Annotated in this window: 21 protein-coding genes; 10 read left to right on the forward strand and 11 right to left on the reverse strand. The window is 62.3% G+C overall.

Annotation, left to right across the window (positions count from 1 at the left end):
• The first annotated feature begins 48 nt into the window (after positions 1–48).
• The 4 genes from NKJ90_RS21240 (at position 49) to NKJ90_RS21255 (ending at position 5,288) form a co-directional block, all read left to right on the forward strand.
• Complete coding sequence (locus NKJ90_RS21240; RefSeq protein ID WP_352486714.1) at positions 49–2,376, forward strand: xanthine dehydrogenase family protein molybdopterin-binding subunit; 2,328 nt, start codon at positions 49–51, stop codon at positions 2,374–2,376.
• Between the two features lie 98 nt (positions 2,377–2,474).
• Positions 2,475–3,347, forward strand: a complete 873-nt coding sequence (locus NKJ90_RS21245) for an aldose 1-epimerase family protein (RefSeq protein WP_023757903.1) — start codon at positions 2,475–2,477, stop codon at positions 3,345–3,347.
• Between the two features lie 389 nt (positions 3,348–3,736).
• Complete coding sequence (locus tag NKJ90_RS21250) at positions 3,737–4,546, forward strand: nucleotidyltransferase family protein (RefSeq protein ID WP_023757902.1); 810 nt, start codon at positions 3,737–3,739, stop codon at positions 4,544–4,546.
• Entirely contained in the window at positions 4,539–5,288 is a 750-nt protein-coding gene (locus NKJ90_RS21255; protein ID WP_023757901.1) for a metallophosphoesterase family protein, read from the forward strand. Before NKJ90_RS21250 ends, NKJ90_RS21255 begins: the two co-directional genes overlap by 8 nt.
• A 42-nt stretch (positions 5,289–5,330) precedes the next feature.
• On the opposite strand, the gene NKJ90_RS21260 is transcribed toward NKJ90_RS21255, so the two are convergent.
• A complete protein-coding gene (locus NKJ90_RS21260; protein WP_023757900.1) occupies positions 5,331–5,516 on the reverse strand; it encodes a hypothetical protein in 186 nt (61 codons plus the stop codon).
• Positions 5,517–6,038: 522 nt separating this feature from the next.
• On the opposite strand from NKJ90_RS21260, the gene NKJ90_RS21265 reads away from it, so the two are divergent.
• The gene (locus NKJ90_RS21265) at positions 6,039–6,794 is read left to right on the forward strand and encodes an NYN domain-containing protein (protein ID WP_023757899.1); all 756 of its coding nucleotides are present in this window, start codon (positions 6,039–6,041) and stop codon (positions 6,792–6,794) included.
• A 50-nt stretch (positions 6,795–6,844) separates the two neighbouring features.
• Here the strand turns inward: NKJ90_RS21265 and NKJ90_RS21270 are convergent, their stop codons facing one another.
• From NKJ90_RS21270 to NKJ90_RS21305, 8 genes are all read right to left on the reverse strand, one after another.
• Positions 6,845–7,051 (reverse strand): hypothetical protein, encoded by a 207-nt coding sequence (locus NKJ90_RS21270; RefSeq protein WP_023757898.1) that lies wholly within the window; start codon positions 7,049–7,051, stop codon positions 6,845–6,847.
• A 62-nt stretch (positions 7,052–7,113) separates the two neighbouring features.
• Positions 7,114–7,419: a DUF1236 domain-containing protein gene (locus NKJ90_RS21275; RefSeq protein ID WP_023757897.1), complete on the reverse strand. Its 306-nt coding sequence runs from the start codon at positions 7,417–7,419 to the stop codon at positions 7,114–7,116.
• Between the two features lie 257 nt (positions 7,420–7,676).
• Positions 7,677–8,168 carry a sarcosine oxidase subunit gamma family protein gene (locus tag NKJ90_RS21280; protein WP_023757896.1) on the reverse strand — a complete coding sequence of 164 codons (492 nt, stop codon included), beginning with the start codon at positions 8,166–8,168 and terminating at the stop codon, positions 7,677–7,679.
• Positions 8,161–11,115 (reverse strand): sarcosine oxidase subunit alpha family protein, encoded by a 2,955-nt coding sequence (locus tag NKJ90_RS21285; protein WP_352486717.1) that lies wholly within the window; start codon positions 11,113–11,115, stop codon positions 8,161–8,163. Before NKJ90_RS21285 ends, NKJ90_RS21280 begins: the two co-directional genes overlap by 8 nt.
• Positions 11,112–11,378, reverse strand: a complete 267-nt coding sequence (locus NKJ90_RS21290; protein ID WP_031259706.1) for a sarcosine oxidase subunit delta — start codon at positions 11,376–11,378, stop codon at positions 11,112–11,114. Before NKJ90_RS21290 ends, NKJ90_RS21285 begins: the two co-directional genes overlap by 4 nt.
• A 14-nt stretch (positions 11,379–11,392) precedes the next feature.
• Positions 11,393–12,649, reverse strand: coding sequence for a sarcosine oxidase subunit beta family protein (locus NKJ90_RS21295; RefSeq protein ID WP_352486719.1), 1,257 nt, complete (start codon positions 12,647–12,649; stop codon positions 11,393–11,395).
• 10 nt (positions 12,650–12,659) lie between these two features.
• On the reverse strand, positions 12,660–13,808 hold the full coding sequence (locus NKJ90_RS21300; RefSeq protein ID WP_023757892.1) for a M24 family metallopeptidase: 1,149 nt from the start codon (positions 13,806–13,808) through the stop codon (positions 12,660–12,662).
• A 79-nt stretch (positions 13,809–13,887) separates the two neighbouring features.
• Positions 13,888–15,078, reverse strand: a complete 1,191-nt coding sequence (locus NKJ90_RS21305; RefSeq protein WP_352486721.1) for a M24 family metallopeptidase — start codon at positions 15,076–15,078, stop codon at positions 13,888–13,890.
• A 226-nt stretch (positions 15,079–15,304) separates the two neighbouring features.
• On the opposite strand from NKJ90_RS21305, the gene ehuB reads away from it, so the two are divergent.
• Genes ehuB through NKJ90_RS21330 form a run of 5 tightly spaced genes read left to right on the forward strand, consistent with a single transcriptional unit; the run spans position 15,305 to position 19,106 of the window.
• The gene (ehuB, locus tag NKJ90_RS21310; RefSeq protein ID WP_023757890.1) at positions 15,305–16,174 is read left to right on the forward strand and encodes an ectoine/hydroxyectoine ABC transporter substrate-binding protein EhuB; all 870 of its coding nucleotides are present in this window, start codon (positions 15,305–15,307) and stop codon (positions 16,172–16,174) included.
• A 52-nt stretch (positions 16,175–16,226) separates the two neighbouring features.
• Positions 16,227–16,955 carry an ectoine/hydroxyectoine ABC transporter permease subunit EhuC gene (gene ehuC / locus NKJ90_RS21315; RefSeq protein ID WP_023757889.1) on the forward strand — a complete coding sequence of 243 codons (729 nt, stop codon included), beginning with the start codon at positions 16,227–16,229 and terminating at the stop codon, positions 16,953–16,955.
• Entirely contained in the window at positions 16,952–17,611 is a 660-nt protein-coding gene (gene ehuD / locus NKJ90_RS21320; RefSeq protein WP_023757888.1) for an ectoine/hydroxyectoine ABC transporter permease subunit EhuD, read from the forward strand. Before ehuC ends, ehuD begins: the two co-directional genes overlap by 4 nt.
• Positions 17,608–18,387 (forward strand): ectoine/hydroxyectoine ABC transporter ATP-binding protein EhuA, encoded by a 780-nt coding sequence (gene ehuA / locus NKJ90_RS21325; RefSeq protein ID WP_352486724.1) that lies wholly within the window; start codon positions 17,608–17,610, stop codon positions 18,385–18,387. The genes ehuD and ehuA overlap by 4 nt, the downstream gene beginning before the upstream one ends.
• Entirely contained in the window at positions 18,384–19,106 is a 723-nt protein-coding gene (locus NKJ90_RS21330; protein ID WP_023757886.1) for a GntR family transcriptional regulator, read from the forward strand. Before ehuA ends, NKJ90_RS21330 begins: the two co-directional genes overlap by 4 nt.
• A 27-nt stretch (positions 19,107–19,133) precedes the next feature.
• Here the strand turns inward: NKJ90_RS21330 and NKJ90_RS21335 are convergent, their stop codons facing one another.
• Positions 19,134–20,324 (reverse strand): NADH-quinone oxidoreductase subunit D, encoded by a 1,191-nt coding sequence (locus tag NKJ90_RS21335; protein WP_023757885.1) that lies wholly within the window; start codon positions 20,322–20,324, stop codon positions 19,134–19,136.
• A 64-nt stretch (positions 20,325–20,388) separates the two neighbouring features.
• Complete coding sequence (locus tag NKJ90_RS21340) at positions 20,389–20,733, reverse strand: hypothetical protein (RefSeq protein WP_245266442.1); 345 nt, start codon at positions 20,731–20,733, stop codon at positions 20,389–20,391.
• Positions 20,734–20,857 lie beyond the last annotated feature (124 nt).

Below are 20,857 nucleotides of genomic sequence, written 5' to 3' on the forward strand. Positions count from 1 at the left end.
TGCTGCGGCTATGTGAGTTTCCGAGAACTAAACATTCCAGGTGAGCCCATGCACAAGACCACGACGCTTCGCGGACAGTCCGCCGATTCGACCGGCTTTGTTTCCCGTTCAACGGTGAAATCTTCCCCTCATGTCGAATTCATCGGTCGTCCCGTCGACCGCATCGACGGGCCGTTCAAGGTGACGGGCCGCGCGACATACGCCTATGAACATCCAATCGACGGCGTAGCTTATGGCTATGTCCTCGGCGCTGCCATCGCCAAAGGTCGCATCGCGGAGATCGATATCTCGGACGCCGAAAGGGCACCGGGCGTAGTCGGCGTCATGACGCACCGAAATGCTCCGCCACAACCGGATTTTGGCCCGGCGGTGACACCGACCGTACCGGAGGTTTTCACGCGCGCCCGACCGGCGCTCAACAGTGACCGCGTACGCTACTATGACGAGCCGGTGGCGCTGGTCGTCGCGGAGACGTTCGAGGCGGCGCGCGCCGCCGCGGGACTCATCAAGGTGCGCTACGATGAGGAGGTGGGCACCTACGATCTACAAGCGCATCTCAGCGATGCCTATGCACCCAGGCGAACAAATGCCGGCCTGGCGACGGACAGCGTTGTCGGCGACTTCGAGAGCGCCTTCGCACAAGCTCCGGTCAAGGTCGATGCCACGTATCGGACGCCCTTCGAGCACCATAACCCAATGGAACCGCATGCGACGATCGCCGTCTGGTCAGGAGACGAGTTGACGATCCATACATCGGCGCAAACGCTTGCGAATTACAGGGCAGGCATTGCCACCACGCTCGGCATGCCGCCGGAGCGCGTGCGCATCGTCAGCCCCTTCGTCGGCGGAGGCTTCGGTTCCAAGTTGATTATCCATGCCGACACGGTGCTGGCAGCGCTTGCAGCGCGGGTCTTGCAGCGTCCGGTAAAGATCGCGCTTACGCGCCAGCAGATGTTCGCTAACACCGGCCATCGCGCCGAGATGATCCACCAGCTGCGTTTCGGTGCGGATAGTGACGGACGGCTCACCGGGATCTCGCATGACGTCTGGTCGGCGACGTCGAGCTTCGAGGAGTATTGCGAGCAGACGGCAGCCTTTGCCCGCTCGCTCTACGCGGCGCCGAACCGCCTCACCCGCCATCGCCTGGTTCGACTCGATATCAACCGCGGCGAATGGATGCGCTCGCCTGGCGAAGCGCCGGGCATGCTAGCCTTCGAATGCGCCATGGACGAACTCGCCGAGCGTCTCGGGCTGGATCCGATCGAGCTCAGGATCCGCAACGAGCCGACACAGGATCCGGAGCGCGGTGTGCCGTTTTCGACCCGCAACCTCGTGGCCTGCATGGAGGAGGGTGCGCGTCGCTTCGGCTGGCAGGGGCGGGATCCGGTGCCCGGCCGTACCCGGGAGGGCCGCAAGCTCATTGGCTACGGCATGGCGGCGGCGATCCGTCCGAACTACATCGGCGCGACGACGGCGCGGGTCGCGATCGACCGGGACGGCCAGGTCACGGCACGGCTCGACATGACAGATATCGGCACCGGCACCTATACGATCTTGACTCAGATCGTCGCGCAAAACCTTGGCTTGCCGCTCTCATCTGTCAAGGTGGAGCTCGGCGACAGCCTTTTCCCGCGCACTGCCGGCTCCGGCGGCTCCTGGGGCGCGACGAGTTCGGGTTCCGCGCTGCATCAGGCGTGCAGCATCCTCAAGCAGCGGATCCTGGAAGTGGCACGGTCGAGCGAAGCTTCGCCGTTCCGTGGCGTCAATGTCAGCGAGGCGAACTTCGCCCACGGCGAAGTCAGGATCGGCGAGCGTTCGGCAAGGCTGAGCGATCTCATTCGCGATATTGCCCCGGACGGGTTCGAGGCCGAAGGCTTGGTTGCCGCCGCCAATGCCACCGAAACCTACAAGGCTTATTCCCAGCACTCGCACGGCGCACATTTCGCCGAGGTCGCGGTCGATTGCGATACCGGCGAGATCCGGATGCGTCGCTTTCTGGCAGTGATTGGCGCCGGCCGCATCCTCAACCCGAAAACCGCGCGCTCGCAAATCATCGGCGGCATGAGCTGGGGCATCGGCGCCGCGCTGATGGAGGAGACAGTGCTCGATCGGCGCTACGGCCACTTCGTCAACCACGACCTTGCCGAGTATCACGTCCCGGTCAATGCCGACATCGGCGCGATGGAGGTCGTCTTCCTCGAGGAACACGATGACAAGGCCAATCCACTCGGCGCCAAGGGATTAGGCGAACTTGGTGTCTGCGGGGCGGGGGCTGCTGTCGCAAACGCCGTCTACAACGCCACCGGCGTCAGGGTGCGCGAATTTCCGATCACCCTTGACAAGGTGCTGCCTGGCTTGCCCTTGACCGCCATCTGATCAGGCAAGCACCAGAACGAAGGCGCCGACACGCTCGCCCTTGAGTCCGCGAAGGCTTTTGCTAACCTGGCTGTCCCGCCAGCAAACCGCGAGGACATATGGAACAGGACAGCCAGACGCTTCACGGCGACGGCATCTCGGCGACTGTCGTCGGGCAGGGCGCCGAACTGGTCTCTCTGCGCGATGCCGACAGCACGGAGCTTCTGTGGCAGGCCGGCCCGGAATGGCGGCGTCACTCGCCGGTGCTGTTCCCGATCGTCGGGCGGCTCAAGGGCGACCAGTTGCGCCATCGCGGCCGAACCTATCCGATGACGCAGCATGGGTTCGCGCGCGACAAGCCGTTTGCCTGGGCGCAGAGGCGGCCAGGGTCCTGCACGCTGGTTCTCACCGACGACGCCGATACCCGCGCGCACTACCCATTCGCCTTTCGCCTGGCGGTGACCTACACGTTGGACCGCCGGCAGCTCGGCGTGACCTTCGACATCACCAACACCGGCGACGAGCCGCTTCCGGCGTCGGTTGGGGCGCACCCGGCATTCAATTGGCCATTGCTGCCAGGGCTGGCCAAGACGGATTACCGGCTGACCTTTGCCGAGGACGAGACTGCGCCGATCCGCCGCCTGAAGGACGGTTTGCTGTTGCCGACGCCGCAGCCGACGCCTGTCGAGGGCAATATCCTGGCGCTCTCCGAGCGGCTGTTCGACAAGGACGCGGTCATTCTCGATCGACCTGCCAGCACCAGCGTGCGCTACGCCGCCGAGCGCGGTCCGGCGATCGAGATGTCGTGGCAAGGGGTTCAGGAGTTGGGCATCTGGTCAAAGCCGAGCGGCGCGCCGTTCCTGTGCATCGAACCCTGGCACGGTATCGCCAGCCCGGCGGACTTCGACGGCGACTTCGTCGACAAGCCGGGCCTGATGCTGATCGCGCCCGGTGGGAAGCGCGTGCTGAGCTATCAGATACGGCTGCTGTGACGTGCCGGCAGATCCAGCCACACCGGCGGTGCCCAATGCCTGACGACAGCCCCAGTTCGGCGGTGTTGGCAGCTTTTGTGCCGGCAACTTTTCACCGATAGGAATTTTTTCTTGATTCCGTGACCTCAGCTATGGTACATATTTACCTATGGTGCCGATTCGCGCCAGTGACCCGCCTTACAGGCGGGTTTTTCGTTTGATGCTCCGTCGGCCAACGCACCGGCGAAGGCTGCGAAGGAACCCGGTCACATTGAGGAGAAGGCGCGCGGCGGTCAGCGCCGACAGGACGAGAACGAATCCACTCGACTGCCCCGCCGGCGGAACCGGGTGCGGTTCACGTTGTTACTCCAGCGGGCGGTCGTTGGCCGTCGGATTGGAGTCATCATATCATGACCAATGGTCGTTCACCTGAAAACGTTCTGGTTACGCTTCCCACGATTGATGCAAAGGCCGCGCCGACACTCAACAACACCGAGGCCGAGGTGTTCTATTCGGAGGCGATCCGCGAACTCACCGGCACGGACATTCCTTTTCTTGTCGCTGGAACATACGCCTTAAGCGCCTACACGGGAGTCACCCGCCAGACCAAGGATCTCGATATCTTCTGTAAGGCGGGCGACTATGCGCGCATCCTCGCCCATTTCAAACAGCTTGGATACGCGGTCGAAATCGAAGACGATCGGTGGCTTGGAAAAGTGTTCAAGGGCACGCATTTCTTCGATGTCATATTCGGCTCCGCCAATGGCATGATGCCTGTTGGCGATCTGTGGCTGGAACACGCCCGGCAGACCGAGCTGCTGGGCAACCGGGTGAGAATTATCGGGCCGACCGAGCTCGTCTGGTCCAAATGCTTCATCCAGGACAGGGGGCGTCACGACGGAGCCGATATCGCTCATACGATTCTCAAGGCGCATGACCAGATCGACTGGCACAGGCTGCTTTCCTATCTGGAGGTTCACTGGGAGGTGCTGCTGATGCATCTGCTCAATTTCAGGTGGATCTATCCGAGCGAGCGCGATCATGTTCCGGCTTGGCTGCTCGATGAATTGCTGGACCGTCTCGCCAAGCAGCGACAATTGCCGTCTCCCAGAATGAAGATCTGCCGCGGGCGCCTGCTTTCGCAAGTCGACTACGAAATCGATGTCAAGGAATGGGGCTTTGCCGGCGTCGGCGGCGCGGGAGAATTTCGCGATGGCTGATCGCAACAGGAAGGCCACGCCGGCGGACGGCAAACGCATGCTCAAGATTGCCGCGCTAGGCGACCTGCATGTCAGGGAAGATGGCCATGCCTCTTATCGCGATCTTTTCGGCGAGATATCGCGCGAAGCCGATGTCCTCGTACTCGCGGGCGATCTCACCAATCTCGGTAAGCCTAGTGAAGCGGAGCTCCTCGCCGAGGATCTGCGCAACTGCTCGATCCCGGTGGTGGCCGTGCTCGGTAATCATGACTATGAGTCCGATGCGGCAGAAGATGTCACCAAGATCCTGCGCCAGGCGGACGTTCACCTCCTCGACGGGCAGGCGATCGAAATTGGGGATGTCGGTTTTGTCGGTGTGAAGGGGTTCGTAGGCGGTTTCGGGTCGCGCATGCTTGGCTCCTTCGGCGAACCGGCGATCAAAGCGATGGTCGCGGAAAGCGTCAGCGAAGCAATGCGGCTCGAAAATGCGATGCGGCAGGTCCGCGCGAAACGCACGATCGTGGTCCTTCACTACGCGCCGGTCGTGGAGACCGTTGCAGGAGAGCCGCCGGAGATATTCCCGTTTCTAGGCTCCTCACGTCTGGCGGAAACGATCGATCGGTTCCAGGTCAGCGCCGTCGTGCATGGCCATGCTCATCGCGGCTCCTACAAAGGTCAAACGCCTGGCGGAGCCAAGGTCTACAACGTCGCCATGCATGTGGCCAAGCCGAGCGGCCGTCCCTATGCCTTGCTCGACATCTAATGCGCGTCGGCATGTAGCCTGACCAGGTTCAATCGACCTGGTTCAATTCGCTGCGTTGATCGACTTCGCCAGCTCTTCCAGCTTCTTGGGGTCGTTGCCGTGGCGACGCACCAGTTCGCGGGCTTGCTTGGAGGGCAAATCGGTTGCGACGGCAAGCTGCCGCACCTGGAGATCGTCGATGGCAACCTGCGGCAAGGTGTTTTCGAAATCTGCTGCCTTGTCCTTCATGGCGGTTCTCCTCGCTGTCTTTCCAAGACAACGGCTTGAGAATCGGACCGGTTCCGAAAGATATGCAAAACCCGAAGGCCAAGGCCTCGTCGCGACCACCAGCATGTGCGATTCCACTGCGCAATGATCAGAGCGGTAAGGGGTTTAGCCAGGAACCATGGCGTGGTGGATGAGTTGTCCAGGCTGAACGGAGATGACCTCGATGCCCCAGCCAAGAGAACCCGATCCAAATCGCGATGTACCCATGCCGGCTCCGACGTGGAAGCCTGAGCCGATCGAGGAGCCTGAACCCGAAGGGCTGCCGGACGAAACTCCGCTGCCCAATCCGGACGAGAATGAAGAGCCTCCAGTCCAGGCGACATCTGTTCGCAAGCGCGAGACCGCAAGTCGAAGCAAGCGGACAATTGACGACAACCGCGTTCGTCTCGTACTCGGCGTCTAGGAGCCCGAAAAGAAGCAAGACCAGGCACGCAGCCGTGGTGACGCTTCAAAGCTCGGCTGATTCTTCCAAGGGGAAATTCAATGCCTGAGATCCGTTCTCCTCGTCTCGCTGTTCTTATTGATGCCGACAACGCGTCGTCCAAGATCGCTGATGGCCTGTTCGAAGAGATCGCCAAGCTCGGCGAGGCAAGTGTCCGCCGCATTTACGGCGACTTCTCCGGCGTCCGCTCCAAAGGCTGGGCCGACATCCTCTCGAAGCATGCCATCATCCCACAACAACAGTTTGCCTACACGACGGGGAAGAATGCGTCGGACATCACCCTGGTGATCGATGCAATGGACCTGCTTCACAGCGGCCGCTTCGACGGTTTCTGCCTGGTTTCGTCGGACAGCGATTTCACTCGTCTCGCGGCACGTATCCGCGAGCAGGGGATCGATGTATTTGGCTTCGGCGAACAGAAGACCCCGGAGAGTTTTCGCCAGGCTTGCCGCAAATTCGTCTACACGGAGAACCTGCTTGCAACGACGCAGACAAATAGTGAGGACACAAGCCGGGCCACAAACCCGCTTCAGTCTCCCAGCGCCGCCACGCCAATCATTTCGAAAGTCATCGCGCAGATGGAGAGCGAGGACGGTTGGGTCCCACTCGGTGCTGTCGGCACTCAACTCGCCAATTTGGCGTCGGACTTTGATCCGCGGACCTTTGGGTTCCGGAAACTAAGTGATCTCGTGCGGAAAACGAATTCTTTCGAGATCGACCATCCCGAAGGTGGATCGTTGCGAATCCGCATTAAGCCGGCGGCAGCCAGGCAGGCAAGGTCGAAAGCTCGCCGATGAGCGGGTGTCGACGTAAAGGCCTCTCGATCATGCTGGGAGCGCTTTCGCCTTCAGTCCCTGTCGGACAGCACCGCGACGCCGAAGAGCGCCGCCTTCTTGGTGATCAGTCCTTCCAGGTCCGCGTCCGACCGCTCCGTCCCCGTGCGTTCCCGCAGCGCGGCGATTGCTGCCTTCATCGATAGCAACGCGTTGCATCGCTCGTTCAGCAGTTCGTCGACAGCGGCGGCCACATCGCACGTCTCAACATGCGGCAACATTGAACTGGCTCCTTTCCTATCGGACGGCACGCCTGCTGTCGCTTGGAACGGCGGGCTTGCCGTCAGTCAATAACCTTCACAATCTTGCGTGTGCCCGGGTCGACCAGCACTGTGTGATTGCCGACGACGACATATTTGTATTTGACATCGGGAACATCGATCGACCGAAGTTCGACCGTGTCGGGCAAAGCGGAACCGACACTGAGTTCCACCCCAAGAAGATTGATCGATGCCAGCGGATGCTTATGCACATATTCGCGGATGACCGTCTGCTGTTCGGGCGTGACAATCACCTCGTCCGCGGTGGCCACGCCGATGCCGGCGAGCAGAATAAGCCCGGTGGCGGCAGGAATCAGATGACTTCTCATCGTCTTCTCCTATTCCTGGAAGGGGAGATCCGCCTTTCACTGCTTCGCAAACGGCGAACCCGTCTTTCTAACGTTCACCGAGACCCCTTGTTCCGTGAGCGACGACTAATTGATCGTGCTGTTGAGGTACCGTAGCGGCCCCTCAGCAGCCGCCATGAATCGCTCTGTGACGCGTGAAATTCGCGTGACCAAACGGCGCGGCGGCGTCGGATTCGCACAATGGGATTCTGGGGCGGGATTCTGGGGCGGTATTCAGGCTAGCCGTCGGCGAGCCAATCTTGGAGGCTGCGGGCGAAGCTTCGCGGCGCGACGAGATCGCACGAGGTCTCACTGGTGCGAATCAGGAGTACCGGCACATGGTGGAAGGAAGTCTGCACGGCCCGGCCCGGAGCGGTGGTCGGCGCGTGCCAGTCGACGGCTATGCAGGTTGAGAGAATGCTCGCGATGTCGGCCCCCGCCAGGCTGAAACGCATGCGGCCTTCGCCAAGGCAAACCGAACAGCCGAGATCGGGATCGATGGCAAGGGACGACCCTTGCGTCCCGTCGTCGAGGGCCAGCCAGAGACGGCGCGGTGCAACGCGAATGATGACAAAGTTCTTGTGACGCACCGTCTCTCCGACCGAGGCGGGAAGTTTTGTGCCGAGCGCCGCCGAGAGGCTCGATTCGAATTGCCCCAGCATTCCATCCCACCCCTCGACCTGGATGAGCGGGCAATCGGCAACGGACAGGCTGAAATCTGGGCTAGCCATGCAGCCGTTCTCCTTGCGGATCGAGGAATACCGGCGAGACGATGCGGGCACGCACCGTTTCGGCTTTCATAGGATAGACGGCCACGACCTCGCTTCCCTCCGTCGCGACATCGCCGGCAAGCAGTGCCAGCCCGACATAGTGGCCGCGTTCGGGGCTGAAGGTGACGGAGGTGATGCGCCCGCGTCCGTGGCCGTGAGCTTTCTCGCCTGGCAGGAACAGGATGGCGCCACCGCGCAGGCGCTTTCCGTCCTCGATGCATTCCAGACCGACCAGGCGTTGCCGGTCAGGCGCCAGCAGGGCAGGGCGCCGCCGCAGCACATCGCCGACAAAGCTGCTGCGCTTGCCGACCATGCGGCCAAGGCCGAGATCGTCGAGCGTCGTGCGCCCATCGATTTCAGGCCCTGCGACATGGCCTTTCTCGACACGGAGCGCACCAAGCGCCTCGACGCCGTAGGGCTTCAGGTCGAACGGCCTGCCGGCTTCGAGCAAGCGGCTCCAGAGCTGTTCACCGGCAGTTGCGCCGACGTAGATTTCATAGGCACGCTCGCCGGAATAGCTGAGGCGCACGATGCGCAGCGCGCAGCCTTCCCATTGGCTTTCGTGCAACCCCATATGCGGCAGCGCTTCGTTGGAAACGTCGAGCGACGGAAATGCCGCCCCCAGGATCGCTCGGCTCTTCGGTCCGGCGACCGACATCGCCGCCCATTCATCGCTCACCGAGGTGATGGCGACGCGCAGTTCCGGCCATGCGGTGTCGAGCAGGAACTCCAGCCTCGACAGCACGTCGGCGGCCTTGGCGGTCGACGTGGTCATGAAGAACCGGTTTTCCGCCAGCCGCGTCGTGGTGCCGTCGTCGAAGACGATGCCGTCGTCGCGCAGCATGACGCCGTAGCGAGCACGGCCGACCGGCAGTTTGGCGAAGCCGTTGGCATAGACACGGTCCAGGAATGTGGCTGCGTCGGGACCCTGGACGTCGATCTTGCCGAGGGTGGAGATGTCCATCAGGCCAGCGGCCTGGCGCACATTTCGCATTTCGGCGACGTAGGCTTCGTTCACATCGGCTCCGGACTGCTTGTAGAACCAGGGTCGCATCCAGAGGCCGACTTCCAGCATGTCGGCGCCGTTCGCCAGATGCAAGTCGTGCATCGGTGTGCGGCGGAACGGCTTGAAATGATGGCCGGTGGCGCGGCCTGCAAGGGCACCGATGGCGACCGGCGTGAAGGGTGGGCGGAAGGTCGTGGTGCCGGTCTCGGGAACCGTTGCGCCACGCAGGGCGGCCATAGCCGAGAGGGCCAGGAAATTACTGGTCTTGCCCTGGTCGGTGCCCATGCCGAGCGTCGTGTAGCGTTTCAGGTGCTCAACCGCTTCATAGCCTTCGCGATGGGCGAGTTCGACGTCCTTTGTCGTCACGTCCATCTGGAAATCGACAAAGGCTTTTCCGCCTTGGGCGGACGGGATTTCGCGAAGCATGGTCGTAATGGTCTCGCCCAGATCGAGCTTTGAAGGAGCTGATACAGGCGCCGACTTGCCACAGAAGGATGCAGCTTCAACGCCGGCACGATGACCGCCCTCGATAGCATCGGCGGTCGCATAGTTTCCCATCATTGCGCCGGCGCCGAAACGGTCGGCTGGAAAGGCGCCTGGCACGAAGCCGTCGATGTCTTCGCGATATCGAGGCTTGACGCCCAGATGCGAAGTGAGGTGCACGGTCGGCGACCAGCCTCCGGACACGCAGACCAGATCGCAGGCGGCCTCGGACTGGCCGTACGGTCCGGCGAGTGTCGCGCCCCTGACGGCACGGCCGCCATGCAGGTCGACAATGCGCGTTGCGGTCCGCACCGTGACGCCGATGCGTGCGGCTTCCGCGACAAGCGCCGTTGGCGGTGCGGCGCGCAGATCGGCAACCGTTACCTCTGCGCCGGCTGCAGCATAGTCAAAGGCAGTGCGCCAGGCGCCGTCATTGACAGCAGTGACGATGACTTTCCTGCCCGGCAGAACGGCGAAGCGGTTGAGGTAGGTCCGGGCGGCCGAGGCAAGCATGACGCCGGGCCGGTCGTTGTTCGCAAACACCATTGGACGCTCGATGGCGCCGGTTGCGAAAACGATCGAGCGGGCGCGAAGCAACGTGACTGTTTGCCGAGCTTCGCCGGTTCGCGGCGGGCCGACTTGGTCGCGTTGTTCGACCAGGCCTATGACATTGCCGTCATAGACGCCGAAAGCGCTGGTCCGCTTCATCAGCGTGACGGTGTCGAAGCTTTTCAGTTCGGCTTCGATCTGGTTCAACCATGAAGCAGCCGCGCCGTCCGACCGTTCCGCCAGAAGCTGGCCGCCAAGCAGGAAATCCTGTTCGATCAGCGCTACTCGCGCGCCGGCGGCGGCCGCAGCCCGCGCCGCCGACAATCCGGCCGGACCACCACCGACAATTGCGACATCGGCAAAGGCATGACGAACCTCGTAGCGATCTGGATCCGGTTCGGTACCGGCTCTGCCGAGGCCGGCCGCCTTGCGGATGAAGTGTTCGTAGACCTTCCAGGCGCGCCGCGTCGGACCCGTGAAGGTCTTGTAGTAGAAGCCGGCAGAAAGAAACGGCGCGAACAGGCCATTGACGCTTTGCACGTCGAAGGCCAGCGACGGCCAGCGATTCTGGCTTTCCGCAGCCATGCCTTCGCCTAGTTCCAGCGTCGTTGCCGGCAGGTTCGGCTCGCGCCTGCCCGCTGTCCCGAGCGTGACCAGTGCGTTCGGCTCCTCCGGCCCGGCGGAAAGAATGCCGCGCGGACGATGATATTTGAAGCTGCGTCCAACCAGGGTGACGCCGTTGGCAAGCAGCGCGGATGCGAGCGTGTCACCACGATATCCGGCCATCTTTTGGCCGTCGAAGCTGAATTCGACGGGATAAGAGCGGTCGATGCGACCACCGCCAGGTAACCGCTTGTTTTGGGCGTTCATGCTCGCGATGTCCTGGCGAAGGTAACGGAAGAAACGACGTGGTTGCGCGTGTCGCGCTCGACCACCAGCCACTGGCGGCAGCCGATCACGTGCTGCCAGAACTCGCGGTGGAGGCCTGCGGGGTTTTTCCGGACATAGACATAGGCGTACCAGGCTTCCGGATCGGGATCGTCATGGGTCGGACGGCTGACGGAAGCGTCGCCGCCATAGCGGAACTCGTCATGGTCACGCGGACCGCAGCAGGGGCATTCAATGCGCAGCATTTTCTTCCCGCCTCCTATTGCAGCCACGCGGAGGGGCCGGCGCCGGCCTCGTCCAGCGTGCGGCCGGTCCGGAAACGGTCGAGCCCGTAGGCCGCGATCAACGGATGCGGCTTGCCGGTTGCGATCGTGTGGGCGAAGCACCAGCCGGAAGCCGGCGTCGCCTTGAAGCCACCATAGCACCAGCCGCCGTTGAGATAGAGGCCGTCGATCGGCGTCGGGCAGATGATCGGGCTGGCATCCGGCGTCATATCCATGACGCCGCCCCAATGCCGCAGCAGACGGATGCGCGAGATGCACGGCATCAAGGCGATCGCCGCCTCCGCCACTTCGCGCACGACGCCGAGATTGCCGCGCTGGGCGTAGGAATTGTAGCCGTCGAGATTGCCGCCAAAGACCAGCCCGCCCTTATCCGACTGGCTGACATAGAAATGATCGGCGCCGTAGGCGACGACATGGTCGACCAGCGGCTTCAGCGGTCCGGTGACGAAGGCCTGCAAGACATGGCTTTCGATCGGCAGTTCAAGGCCGGCCTTGGCGCCGAGCACGGACGTATGGCCGGCGACGGCAAGCCCGACCTTGGCGGCGCCGATCCGGCCTTTCGTCGTTTCGACGCCGACGATCCGTTCGCCATCGCGAATGAAGCCCGTCACCTCGCAGTTCTGGATGATGTCTACGCCATGGCCATCGGCGGCGCGCGCATAGCCCCAGGCGACGGCGTCGTGCCGCGCCGTGCCCGCGCGACCCTGGAAGATGGCGCCATGGATCGGAAAGCGGGCTGTGTCGGAAAAATCGAGATAAGGCACCAGGCGGCGCACTTCGTCTCGATCGAGGATGTCGGCGTCGATGCCATTCAGCCGCATGACGTTGGCGCGGTGGCCGAAGCCGTCGAGCTGATCGGCCGAATGCGCGGTGACGAGTTGGCCGCGCTGCGAAAACATGACGTTGAAGTTCAGCGCCCGCGACATGCCTTCCCAGAGCTTCATCGAGAATTCGTAGAACTGGGTGTTGCCGTCGAGCAGGTAGTTGGAGCGGATGACGGTGGTGTTGCGGCCGACATTGCCACCGCCGATGTAGCCTTTCTCAAGCACGGCGACATTGCGAATACCGTGGTTCTCGGCGAGGTAGAATGCCGTGGCGAGGCCGTGACCGCCGCCGCCGATGACGATCACATCGTAGGACGGTTTGGGCTCCGCCGCCCGCCAGGCGCGCTGCCAGTTCTTCTGGCCGGACAGCGCATTGCGGAAAATCTGGAATGCCGAGTAAGGCGCCATCCGTGCGGGCCTATTGAACGATCGGGCCGGTCGGCGTGCGGGTCAGCACTTCGGCACCCGCATCGGTCAACAGCACGGTGTTGGAGACGAAGTCATCGCCACGACCGGTGCCCATCAGCCAGGACAGGATGTGGAAGCTCATCCCGGTCTCGATATCGAGATCGGAATCGTGCCGCAGCCCGGTCACCGAATTGCCACCGGTCCATGATGGCGGCTGGCCGGCGCCGACGAGATAGCCGCAGTGATGGCGGCGATAGTGGGCAAGGCCGGCCTCGTCGGCGACGGCCTGCCAGGCGGCGTAGACATCGCGCGCCTTGGCCCCGGGCCGCAGCGCCTTGACGACCGCGTCGAATGCCTTGGCGGTCACTTCGGCCATAGCGGCGTCTTCGTCGCTGATATGGCCGATGCGAACGAGCCGGCCGAGCGGCGCGTGGTAGCGCGAGATGCAGCCGGACAGTTCGACGAAGACCGGCTCACCCTTGCGATAAATGCCGTCGCCCCAGGTCGTATGCTCCTCGCCAAGCCGCGCGGCCGGGCGGATGAACGGGCCGAAGCCCGGCGCATGGCCACCGGCGCGGATCATCGCCGAAACACATTGGGCGGCGACCTCTTGCTCGGTGGCGCCGTCCGAGATCGCCGCGATCGCGGCCCCGGCGGCAGCGTCGGTCACCCTGGCAGCCTGCCGCATCAGGGCCTGTTCCTCGGCGCTCTTCACCCGCCGCATCCTGTCGACCAGACCGGAGACGTCGCTCCATCTGGCATCCACCTGCGTCTGCAGCGCCACCGCAAGCCCGTGGCTGAGGCCTGCCGTCCAGTATTCGAGACCGATCCGCTTACCGGACAAGCCGAGTTCCGCCAGCACCCGCGCGGCAAGATCCGCCGCCGTTTCGCTGTCGGAATGGCCGCGAAACTCCGCTGCCGCCACCTGTTTTTCGATCGTCACTCTCTCCATCGCACGGGTGACCAGAACGGGCTTGCCTGCGAGCGGGACGATCAGCAGGTGAGGGGCAAAATAGCCCCAGTGATCGAGGCCGGTGAGATAGAAGACGTTCTCCGGCGAGGCGAAGACCGCCGCGTCAAGTTCGCGCTCGCCCAGTGCCGCCCGGATCCTTGCCAGACGGCCCTCGATTTCGGCTTCGGAAAAGGGATTGCGGTCCATCAGGCATCCTCGTGCTTGCTGCTGCCGGCTTCGTTGTGGGCAGGGTCTCTCAAAAGGTCCGGCTTCCCGCGCGCCATAGTCAGTCGATAACGATGAGTTCGCGCGCCACGTCGCAGAGGCGTTCCCCGCCGCGATCCGTGACGACGAAGGATTCCGAGATGGCGATGCCGAAATCGTCGAGCCAAACGCCAGCCATGAAATGGAAGCACATTCCGGATTGCATTTCGGTGGTGTCGCCAGGACGAAGGCTTGCGGTGCGTTCACCCCAATCGGGCGGGTATGCCAGCCCGACCGGATAGCCGACGCGGCTTTCCTTCTTCAGTCCGTTCTTGCGCAAGACAGCCTGCCACGCCGCTTCCACTTCTTCTGCGGTGTTGCCAGGTCGGGCCTTTTCGAGACCGGCGTCGACGCCCTCGACGATTGCCCTGGCGATATCGAGGATAGCCGCCGGCGGCTTGCCGAAATGCACGGTGCGCGTTAGCGCCGCGTGATAGCGGCGGCGCACGCCGGCAATCTCCAGGATCGCAAGTCCACTGTCCGGCAGCGGCGCGTCGGACCAGGTTAGATGCGGCGTGCTGGTGCCCTCGCCAACGGGCATCAGCGGACAGATCGCGGCATAGTCGCCGCCCGCTCCGGGCACGCCCATGATCTGCGCATGATAGATTTCGGCGATGACGTGGTTCTGGGGGACGCCGGGCCGCATCTTGTCGATGGCGCGGTTCATGGCATGGGTGCAGATCGCACCGGCCTTGCGGATCAGCGCCAGTTCGGCTTCGGATTTGACCAGCCGCGCCCAATTGACGAGGTCGTGGTTGTTGGCGAAGTGCGCGTCGGGCAATCCTTGGGTGAGATGGACGTGGCAGCGCGCGGTGTAGTAATGCGCGTCCATCTCGACACCGACGCGAGCGGTTCCCCAGCCGCGCGAGCGGATCAGCTGGGCGAGCTCGTCATAGGGATGTTCGACGGGCTGCTGCACCAGCCGTTCCGAGAACGGCACGATGTTTTTCTCCGGTAGGCCAGTGGTCAGGCGCGCGCTGCGGGCATCTTGAGTCCTGCCGAACCAGATCGGCCGGTCCTCCTCCAGATGGACGAGCACGCACTGCGGAACATAAAACGACCATCCGTCATAGCCGGTCAGCCAGCACATGTTGGCGGGATCCTGACAGACGATGAGGTCGAAGCCGGCCTGTTCCATGCGTGCCTTCACGCCAGCCAGGCGCTGCGCATATTCCGCCTGCGTAAATGCCCCGAAATGGTTCGCGCTCGTCACTGGATGTCCAGCCTTCTGGATATGATCCGCCCTTGGACGGGAAAATCGCTTAAATTGTGCACAACTGGATGGCTACGTGTCGTTCTGCTGTCTAATTTTCAAAGGTTTCTGCGTCTTGGCTTGCACAATGTCTAGGGCAGTTGTATACGTCTGGTCAAGCGCGTTTCAACCTCGAAGAAGGCCGCGACGCTGGGAACCATCATCAGTTGTTCAATGGGAGAAAAGCATGTTCAAATCATCGATCTCGCGCCGTATCGTCGTGAAAGCGGCGGCCTGCCTGGCGCTCGCAGCGACTTCATTGACATCGCTGCCCGCTCATGCGGAAACCACCCTGGAGCGGGCCAAGAAGGACGGCTATATCCGCGTCGGCTTCGCCAATGAGGCGCCGTTCGGCTATGCCACGCCAGATGGTAAGCTGACTGGCGAGGCGCCCGAAGTCGCCAAGGCGGTGCTCGCCAAGATGGGCATCAAGCAGGTCGACGGCGTGCTGACCGAGTTCGGCTCGCTCATCCCTGGTCTCAAGGCCGGGCGCTTCGACATCATCGCCGCCGGCATGTTCATCACTCCCAAGCGCTGCGCCGAGATCAACTACTCCGAGCCTTCTTACGGCATCGGCGAGGCCTTGCTGGTGGCAAAGGGCAATCCGAAGGCCGTGAAGGACTTTTCGAGCTTCAAGGACAATCCCGATCTCAAGCTCGCCGTGATGGCCGGCGCGGTCGAGGGCGGCTTTGCCAAGGATGCCGGTGTCGCGGCAGGGCAGATCGTTTCCCTGCCTGACCAGTCCAGCCTCGTCGCCGCCGTCCAGTCGGGCCGTGCCGACGCCGCTGCGCTAACCGCCCTGTCTATCGCCGACATGGCCAAGAAGGCCGACGGCGTGGAATCGACGAAACCATTCGGCGAAGTTGCCGGCAAGTCGGTAAAGGGCCACGGTGGCTTCGGCTTCCGCAAGGAAGACACCGATCTGCAAGAGGCATTCAACGCCGAGCTGAAGAAATTCCTTGGCTCGCCGGAGCATATCGCACTCGTCGAGCCGCTCGGCTTCGGCAAGGACTACCTGCCGAACAAGACCACCGCCGAGCTTTGCGCCGGCAAATAAGGTCCCAACTGCTGGGCGGCGCGAAGGCGCCGCCTCTTTTTCGGAGAGGCAGATGGGAATTGGCACGCTTGTAGCGATGCTGGCGATTGCACTCGCGGTCATCGGCATCCTGGCGACACAGCAGGCCTACAGCCTGTTTCTACCCGGCTTGCTGCAGGGCGCGGTCTTGACGATCGAGATCGCCATCCTTGGCAGCCTGCTCGCGGTCATCATGGGTGTGCTTGCAGCACTCGCCCGGCTTTATGGTCCGGCGCCGCTCAGATGGCTGGCCACGGTCTATGTCGAGATATTCCGCGGCACTTCGGCGCTGGTGCAACTGTTCTGGCTGTTTTTCGTACTGCCGCAATTCGGCGTTTCGCTCGACCCATTCCCGGTCGCCGTCCTGGCGCTCGGGCTGAACGTCGGCGCCTACGGATCAGAGGTCGTACGCGGCGCGATCCTGTCTGTCGCTCGCGGCCAGTGGGAGGGATGCACGGCGTTGAATATGAGCCGTGCCCAGATGCTGCGGCGCGTGATCCTGCCGCAGGCCTTTGTGGCAATGATACCTCCCTGGGGCAATCTATTCATCGAGCTTCTCAAATCGACCTCGCTGGTCTCGCTGATCACGCTCTCCGACCTTGCCTTCAAGGCGCAGCAGATGAACCAGAATACGTTCAAGACCCTTCCAATCTTCACCCTCGTCCTGCTGATGTATCTCGTTATGTCGCTGGTCCTCACCATCGGCATGCGGCTGCTCGAAAGGCGGGCGTCGGCTGGTCTGGCGCGGGGGAAGGCAGCATGATCTGGGACTGGAATTTCACCCTCGAAATCCTGCCGGTGCTTGCGCACGCGGCGATCGTCTCGGTCGAAGCGACGCTGATCGGCTTCGTGCTTGCCGCCACACTGGGCCTGGTGCTGGCGGTCGTGCGCATCGCCATACCGCGGACCGGCTGGACGATCTCGGTTCTGGTTGAACTGATCCGCTCGACCCCACTGCTCATCCAGATATTTTTTATCTACTTCGTCTTCCCGAAATTCGGCCTCGTGCTCGACGCATTCACCGCCGGCGTGCTTGCCATCGGCATTCACTACGCCGCCTATTGTTCCGAGGTCTATCGCGCCGGTTTCGACAACATCCATCGCGGTCAGTGGGAAGCCTCGATCGCGCTCAATCTGTCGGCCTGGACGACGTTTCGCGACATCATCATCCCGCAGGCGGTTCCACCGATCGTTCCGGCACTCGGCAACTATCTCGTCGCCTTGTTCAAGGAGACGCCCTTGCTTTCCGCGATCGCCGTGATGGAGCTGATGCAGACGGCCAAGATCATCGGCTCGGAAACATTTCGCTACACCGAGCCGATCACGCTGGTCGGCCTGTTCTTCCTTGCCATGAGCCTGGTTTCAGCCGCGCTGATCCGGACTCTCGAACGCATGCTCAACCAGAGGGCCACGCGATGACGGAACAACCGATGGTCCGTTTTGACAATGTGTCGAAACGCTATGGCTCACTGACCGTCCTCGACGGGCTCAATCTTGAAATCGCGCGCGGTGAAAAGGTTTCCATCATTGGCCCTTCCGGCTCCGGCAAGACGACGGTGCTGCGAATGCTGATGACGCTGGAAACGATCAACGACGGCGTCATCTGGGTCGAAGGCGAGCCGCTGACCCACATGAAGAAGAACGGCATGCTCGTTCCCGCCGACCTTGCGCATATTCGCCGCATCAGGGCGAAGATCGGCATGGTGTTCCAATCCTTCAACCTGTTCCCGCACATGACGGCGATGGCGAACTGCATCGAGGCGCCGATGACGGTGCTTGGCATGAAACGCGCGGATGCAGAGGCGCGAGCAGCCGAATTGCTGGAACTGGTGGGGCTGGCTCAGAAGAAGGATCATTACCCGTCGCAGCTGTCCGGTGGCCAGCAGCAACGCGTCGCTATCGCCAGGGCACTGGCCATGCGACCCAAGATCATGCTGTTCGACGAGGTGACGTCGGCGCTCGACCCGGAGCTTGTCGGCGAAGTGCTGCAGGTGATAAGGCAGATCGGGCGCGAGCATGATCTGACCATGCTGATGGTGACCCATCAGATGGGCTTCGCCAAGGAGTTTTCCGATCGCGTTTGCTTCTTCTACCAAGGCAAGATTTGTGAGCAGGGGCCGCCAAACGAACTGTTCGGGGCGCCCAAAAACGAGCGGACACGGCAGTTTCTGCATGCTGTCCTGGAGGCTGGATGACGCTTGAAACGGATGCCGCGCCCACAGCCGTGACCCCGCGCCCGCTCTCGGCCCGGGAGCGGTTCGAGCGCATCTACCGGATCTTGCGCGACCGCATCTGCCTGCTGGACTATGCTCCGGGAAGCCATCTCTCCGAGGAAGAACTCGCCCAGGAATTCGAGATCAGCCGGACGCCGGTTCGGCGCGTGCTGGCGCGCCTCGAATCCGAAGGTCTTGTTCAATCCGTCCATGGCGTCGGCACGATCGTCACGGACGTCGATATCGAGGAACTCCAGCAGGTCTATCATCTGAGGCTGGAGCTGGCGCTTCTGGTCGGCAAGCTGTCGCCGATCCCGCGCAAGCCGGAAGATCTCGATCGGATAAGGGCGCTTATCGCACGCTGTGACTCCGATATCCTCAACCCCGATCAGCGCGCTTTCTTGCGCCTTAACATGGATTTCTTCTACGAACTCACCGCGATGACCGGCAACCAGCCGCTGCGCGAGATCAGCGAGCGCCTGTATTTTCAAGTCGCGCGGGTCGTCCTGAAGATGATGCCGCAATTGGGCCTTGTCGAAGAATTCACCGCCTTCCGCCGGGAGATGGAGGAAGTCCTTGCCGCTGCGGAGATCGGAGACTGGGAGTCGATCGGCCACATCAGGCGCGCCCACATCTCAATGAGCTTTCGCCGCATGATGCGTCACGCCGATGAGGCCACCGATTTCGACAATGGCATGTGATCTGCGGGCATGTGATTTGCGCACCGGTCAGCGGTCGATCTCGCCGAACACGATATCAAGTGAGCCTATGATTGCGGCGACATCGGCGATCATGTGCCCTCGGGACAGGAAATCCATCGCCTGCAGATGGGCGAAGGAAGGCGCGCGTATCTTGCATCGATAGGGAACGTTACTTCCGTTCGAAACCAGATAGACGCCGAATTCGCCCTTCGGAGCCTCGACCGCCGCATAGACCTCGCCGGCGGGCACACGATGCCCTTCCGAATAGAGTTTGAAATGCTGGATGGTTGCTTCCATCGAACGCTTCATTTTGGCACGTGGCGGCGGCGTGATCTTGTGATTGGGGATCGCCACCGGCCCCTGGCCTTGCGGCGAGCGCAACTTTTCCAGGCATTGCCTCATGATCCGGACCGACTGGCGCATTTCCTCCATCCGAACCAGGTACCGATCATAACAGTCTCCATTTTTTCCGACCGGTATGTCGAAATCCATCTCGGGATAACATTCGTATGGCTGTGCCTTGCGCAGGTCCCATGCCGCTCCCGATCCGCGTACCATCACGCCGGAGAAGCCCCACGCCCAGGCGTCATCGAGCCCAATCGCGCCGACATCGACATTGCGTTGCTTGAAAATGCGGCTGTTGGTGAGCAGGTCGTCGAGATTGTCGCAGACCTTGAGGAAGGGGTCGCAGAAATCCCAGATGTCGTCGAGAAGCTCGGAAGGCAGGTCCTGGTGCACGCCGCCGATCCTGAAATAATTCGCATGCATACGGGCGCCCGAGGCGCGCTCGTAGAAGACCATCAACTTCTCACGCTCTGCGAAACCCCAAAGCGGCGGGGTCAGTGCGCCGATGTCCATGGCCTGGGTCGTGACATTGAGGAGATGCGACAGAAGCCGGCCGATTTCGCAAAAGAGGACACGGATAAGTTGCCCACGCCTTGGCACCGATATTTCGAGCAATTTCTCGGCGGCGAGGCAGAAGGCATGCTCCTGATTCATCGGTGCGACATAGTCTAGCCGGTCGAAATAGGGCAGGGCCTGCAGATAGTTCTTGTATTCTATGAGCTTTTCCGTGCCGCGATGGAGCAGGCCGATATGTGGATCGGCTCGGTCGACGATCTCACCATCCAGTTCGAGCACCAACCGCAGGACCCCGTGGGCCGACGGATGCTGCGGTCCGAAATTGATGGTGAAGTTGCGAACAGCGGCTTCGGCCATGGCGGCTCTCCGCGACATCTGCGTTTCGTTGCTTCACGGCGTAGCCGTATGTTCGGACGGCCGATCAAGTTGTCGTTTGGATGATCAGCGTCAAAGTGCCATCACCATCGATGTTGGCGGCCACGACCTGTGAAGAGTTGAGCCCGTTGGCCCTCAGCGCCAATGTTGCCTGAGGCGATGCATCGATGGAGCTCTGCAGACGCAGCAGATCTTGCGCACTGGTCTGGGTAATCACGGCTTCCGCCTGTGCCTTGATTTCCGCAGGTAGGTCCTCGACGGCGACGATGGCGACATCGGTGAAATTCTCACCAGGAGCCCCTTGCCGGGGCGGTATCGGCTCGGGCTGGGGTTCCATCGGTGTCAGCTGTGGACCCGGCGGGTCGATGGTTTGCCCATAGAGAGGCTGCATGATGACCGCTCCCGAAAGCGCGGCAACTATCGTCAACATTCGCATGGTCGTTCCCTTGCATTCTCCGCAGGACGATTGGAGACACAACCTTTATGCCGAATGATGGTTCCGTGGGTCGGCCGCA

This window comes from Mesorhizobium sp. M0051 (assembly GCF_040323235.1).
Lineage (GTDB): Bacteria > Pseudomonadota > Alphaproteobacteria > Rhizobiales > Rhizobiaceae > Mesorhizobium.

Coding starts and splice junctions, on each gene's coding strand:
- NKJ90_RS21240 (WP_352486714.1), top strand. CDS start 49: ATGCACAAGACCACGACGCTTCGCGGACAGTCCGCCGATTCGACCGGC.
- NKJ90_RS21245 (WP_023757903.1), top strand. CDS start 2,475: ATGGAACAGGACAGCCAGACGCTTCACGGCGACGGCATCTCGGCGACT.
- NKJ90_RS21250 (WP_023757902.1), top strand. CDS start 3,737: ATGACCAATGGTCGTTCACCTGAAAACGTTCTGGTTACGCTTCCCACG.
- NKJ90_RS21255 (WP_023757901.1), top strand. CDS start 4,539: ATGGCTGATCGCAACAGGAAGGCCACGCCGGCGGACGGCAAACGCATG.
- NKJ90_RS21260 (WP_023757900.1), bottom strand. CDS start 5,516: ATGAAGGACAAGGCAGCAGATTTCGAAAACACCTTGCCGCAGGTTGCC.
- NKJ90_RS21265 (WP_023757899.1), top strand. CDS start 6,039: ATGCCTGAGATCCGTTCTCCTCGTCTCGCTGTTCTTATTGATGCCGAC.
- NKJ90_RS21270 (WP_023757898.1), bottom strand. CDS start 7,051: ATGTTGCCGCATGTTGAGACGTGCGATGTGGCCGCCGCTGTCGACGAA.
- NKJ90_RS21275 (WP_023757897.1), bottom strand. CDS start 7,419: ATGAGAAGTCATCTGATTCCTGCCGCCACCGGGCTTATTCTGCTCGCC.
- NKJ90_RS21280 (WP_023757896.1), bottom strand. CDS start 8,168: ATGGCTAGCCCAGATTTCAGCCTGTCCGTTGCCGATTGCCCGCTCATC.
- NKJ90_RS21285 (WP_352486717.1), bottom strand. CDS start 11,115: ATGAACGCCCAAAACAAGCGGTTACCTGGCGGTGGTCGCATCGACCGC.
- NKJ90_RS21290 (WP_031259706.1), bottom strand. CDS start 11,378: ATGCTGCGCATTGAATGCCCCTGCTGCGGTCCGCGTGACCATGACGAG.
- NKJ90_RS21295 (WP_352486719.1), bottom strand. CDS start 12,649: ATGGCGCCTTACTCGGCATTCCAGATTTTCCGCAATGCGCTGTCCGGC.
- NKJ90_RS21300 (WP_023757892.1), bottom strand. CDS start 13,808: ATGGACCGCAATCCCTTTTCCGAAGCCGAAATCGAGGGCCGTCTGGCA.
- ehuB (WP_023757890.1), top strand. CDS start 15,305: ATGTTCAAATCATCGATCTCGCGCCGTATCGTCGTGAAAGCGGCGGCC.
- ehuC (WP_023757889.1), top strand. CDS start 16,227: ATGGGAATTGGCACGCTTGTAGCGATGCTGGCGATTGCACTCGCGGTC.
- ehuD (WP_023757888.1), top strand. CDS start 16,952: ATGATCTGGGACTGGAATTTCACCCTCGAAATCCTGCCGGTGCTTGCG.
- ehuA (WP_352486724.1), top strand. CDS start 17,608: ATGACGGAACAACCGATGGTCCGTTTTGACAATGTGTCGAAACGCTAT.
- NKJ90_RS21330 (WP_023757886.1), top strand. CDS start 18,384: ATGACGCTTGAAACGGATGCCGCGCCCACAGCCGTGACCCCGCGCCCG.
- NKJ90_RS21335 (WP_023757885.1), bottom strand. CDS start 20,324: ATGGCCGAAGCCGCTGTTCGCAACTTCACCATCAATTTCGGACCGCAG.
- NKJ90_RS21340 (WP_245266442.1), bottom strand. CDS start 20,733: ATGCAGCCTCTCTATGGGCAAACCATCGACCCGCCGGGTCCACAGCTG.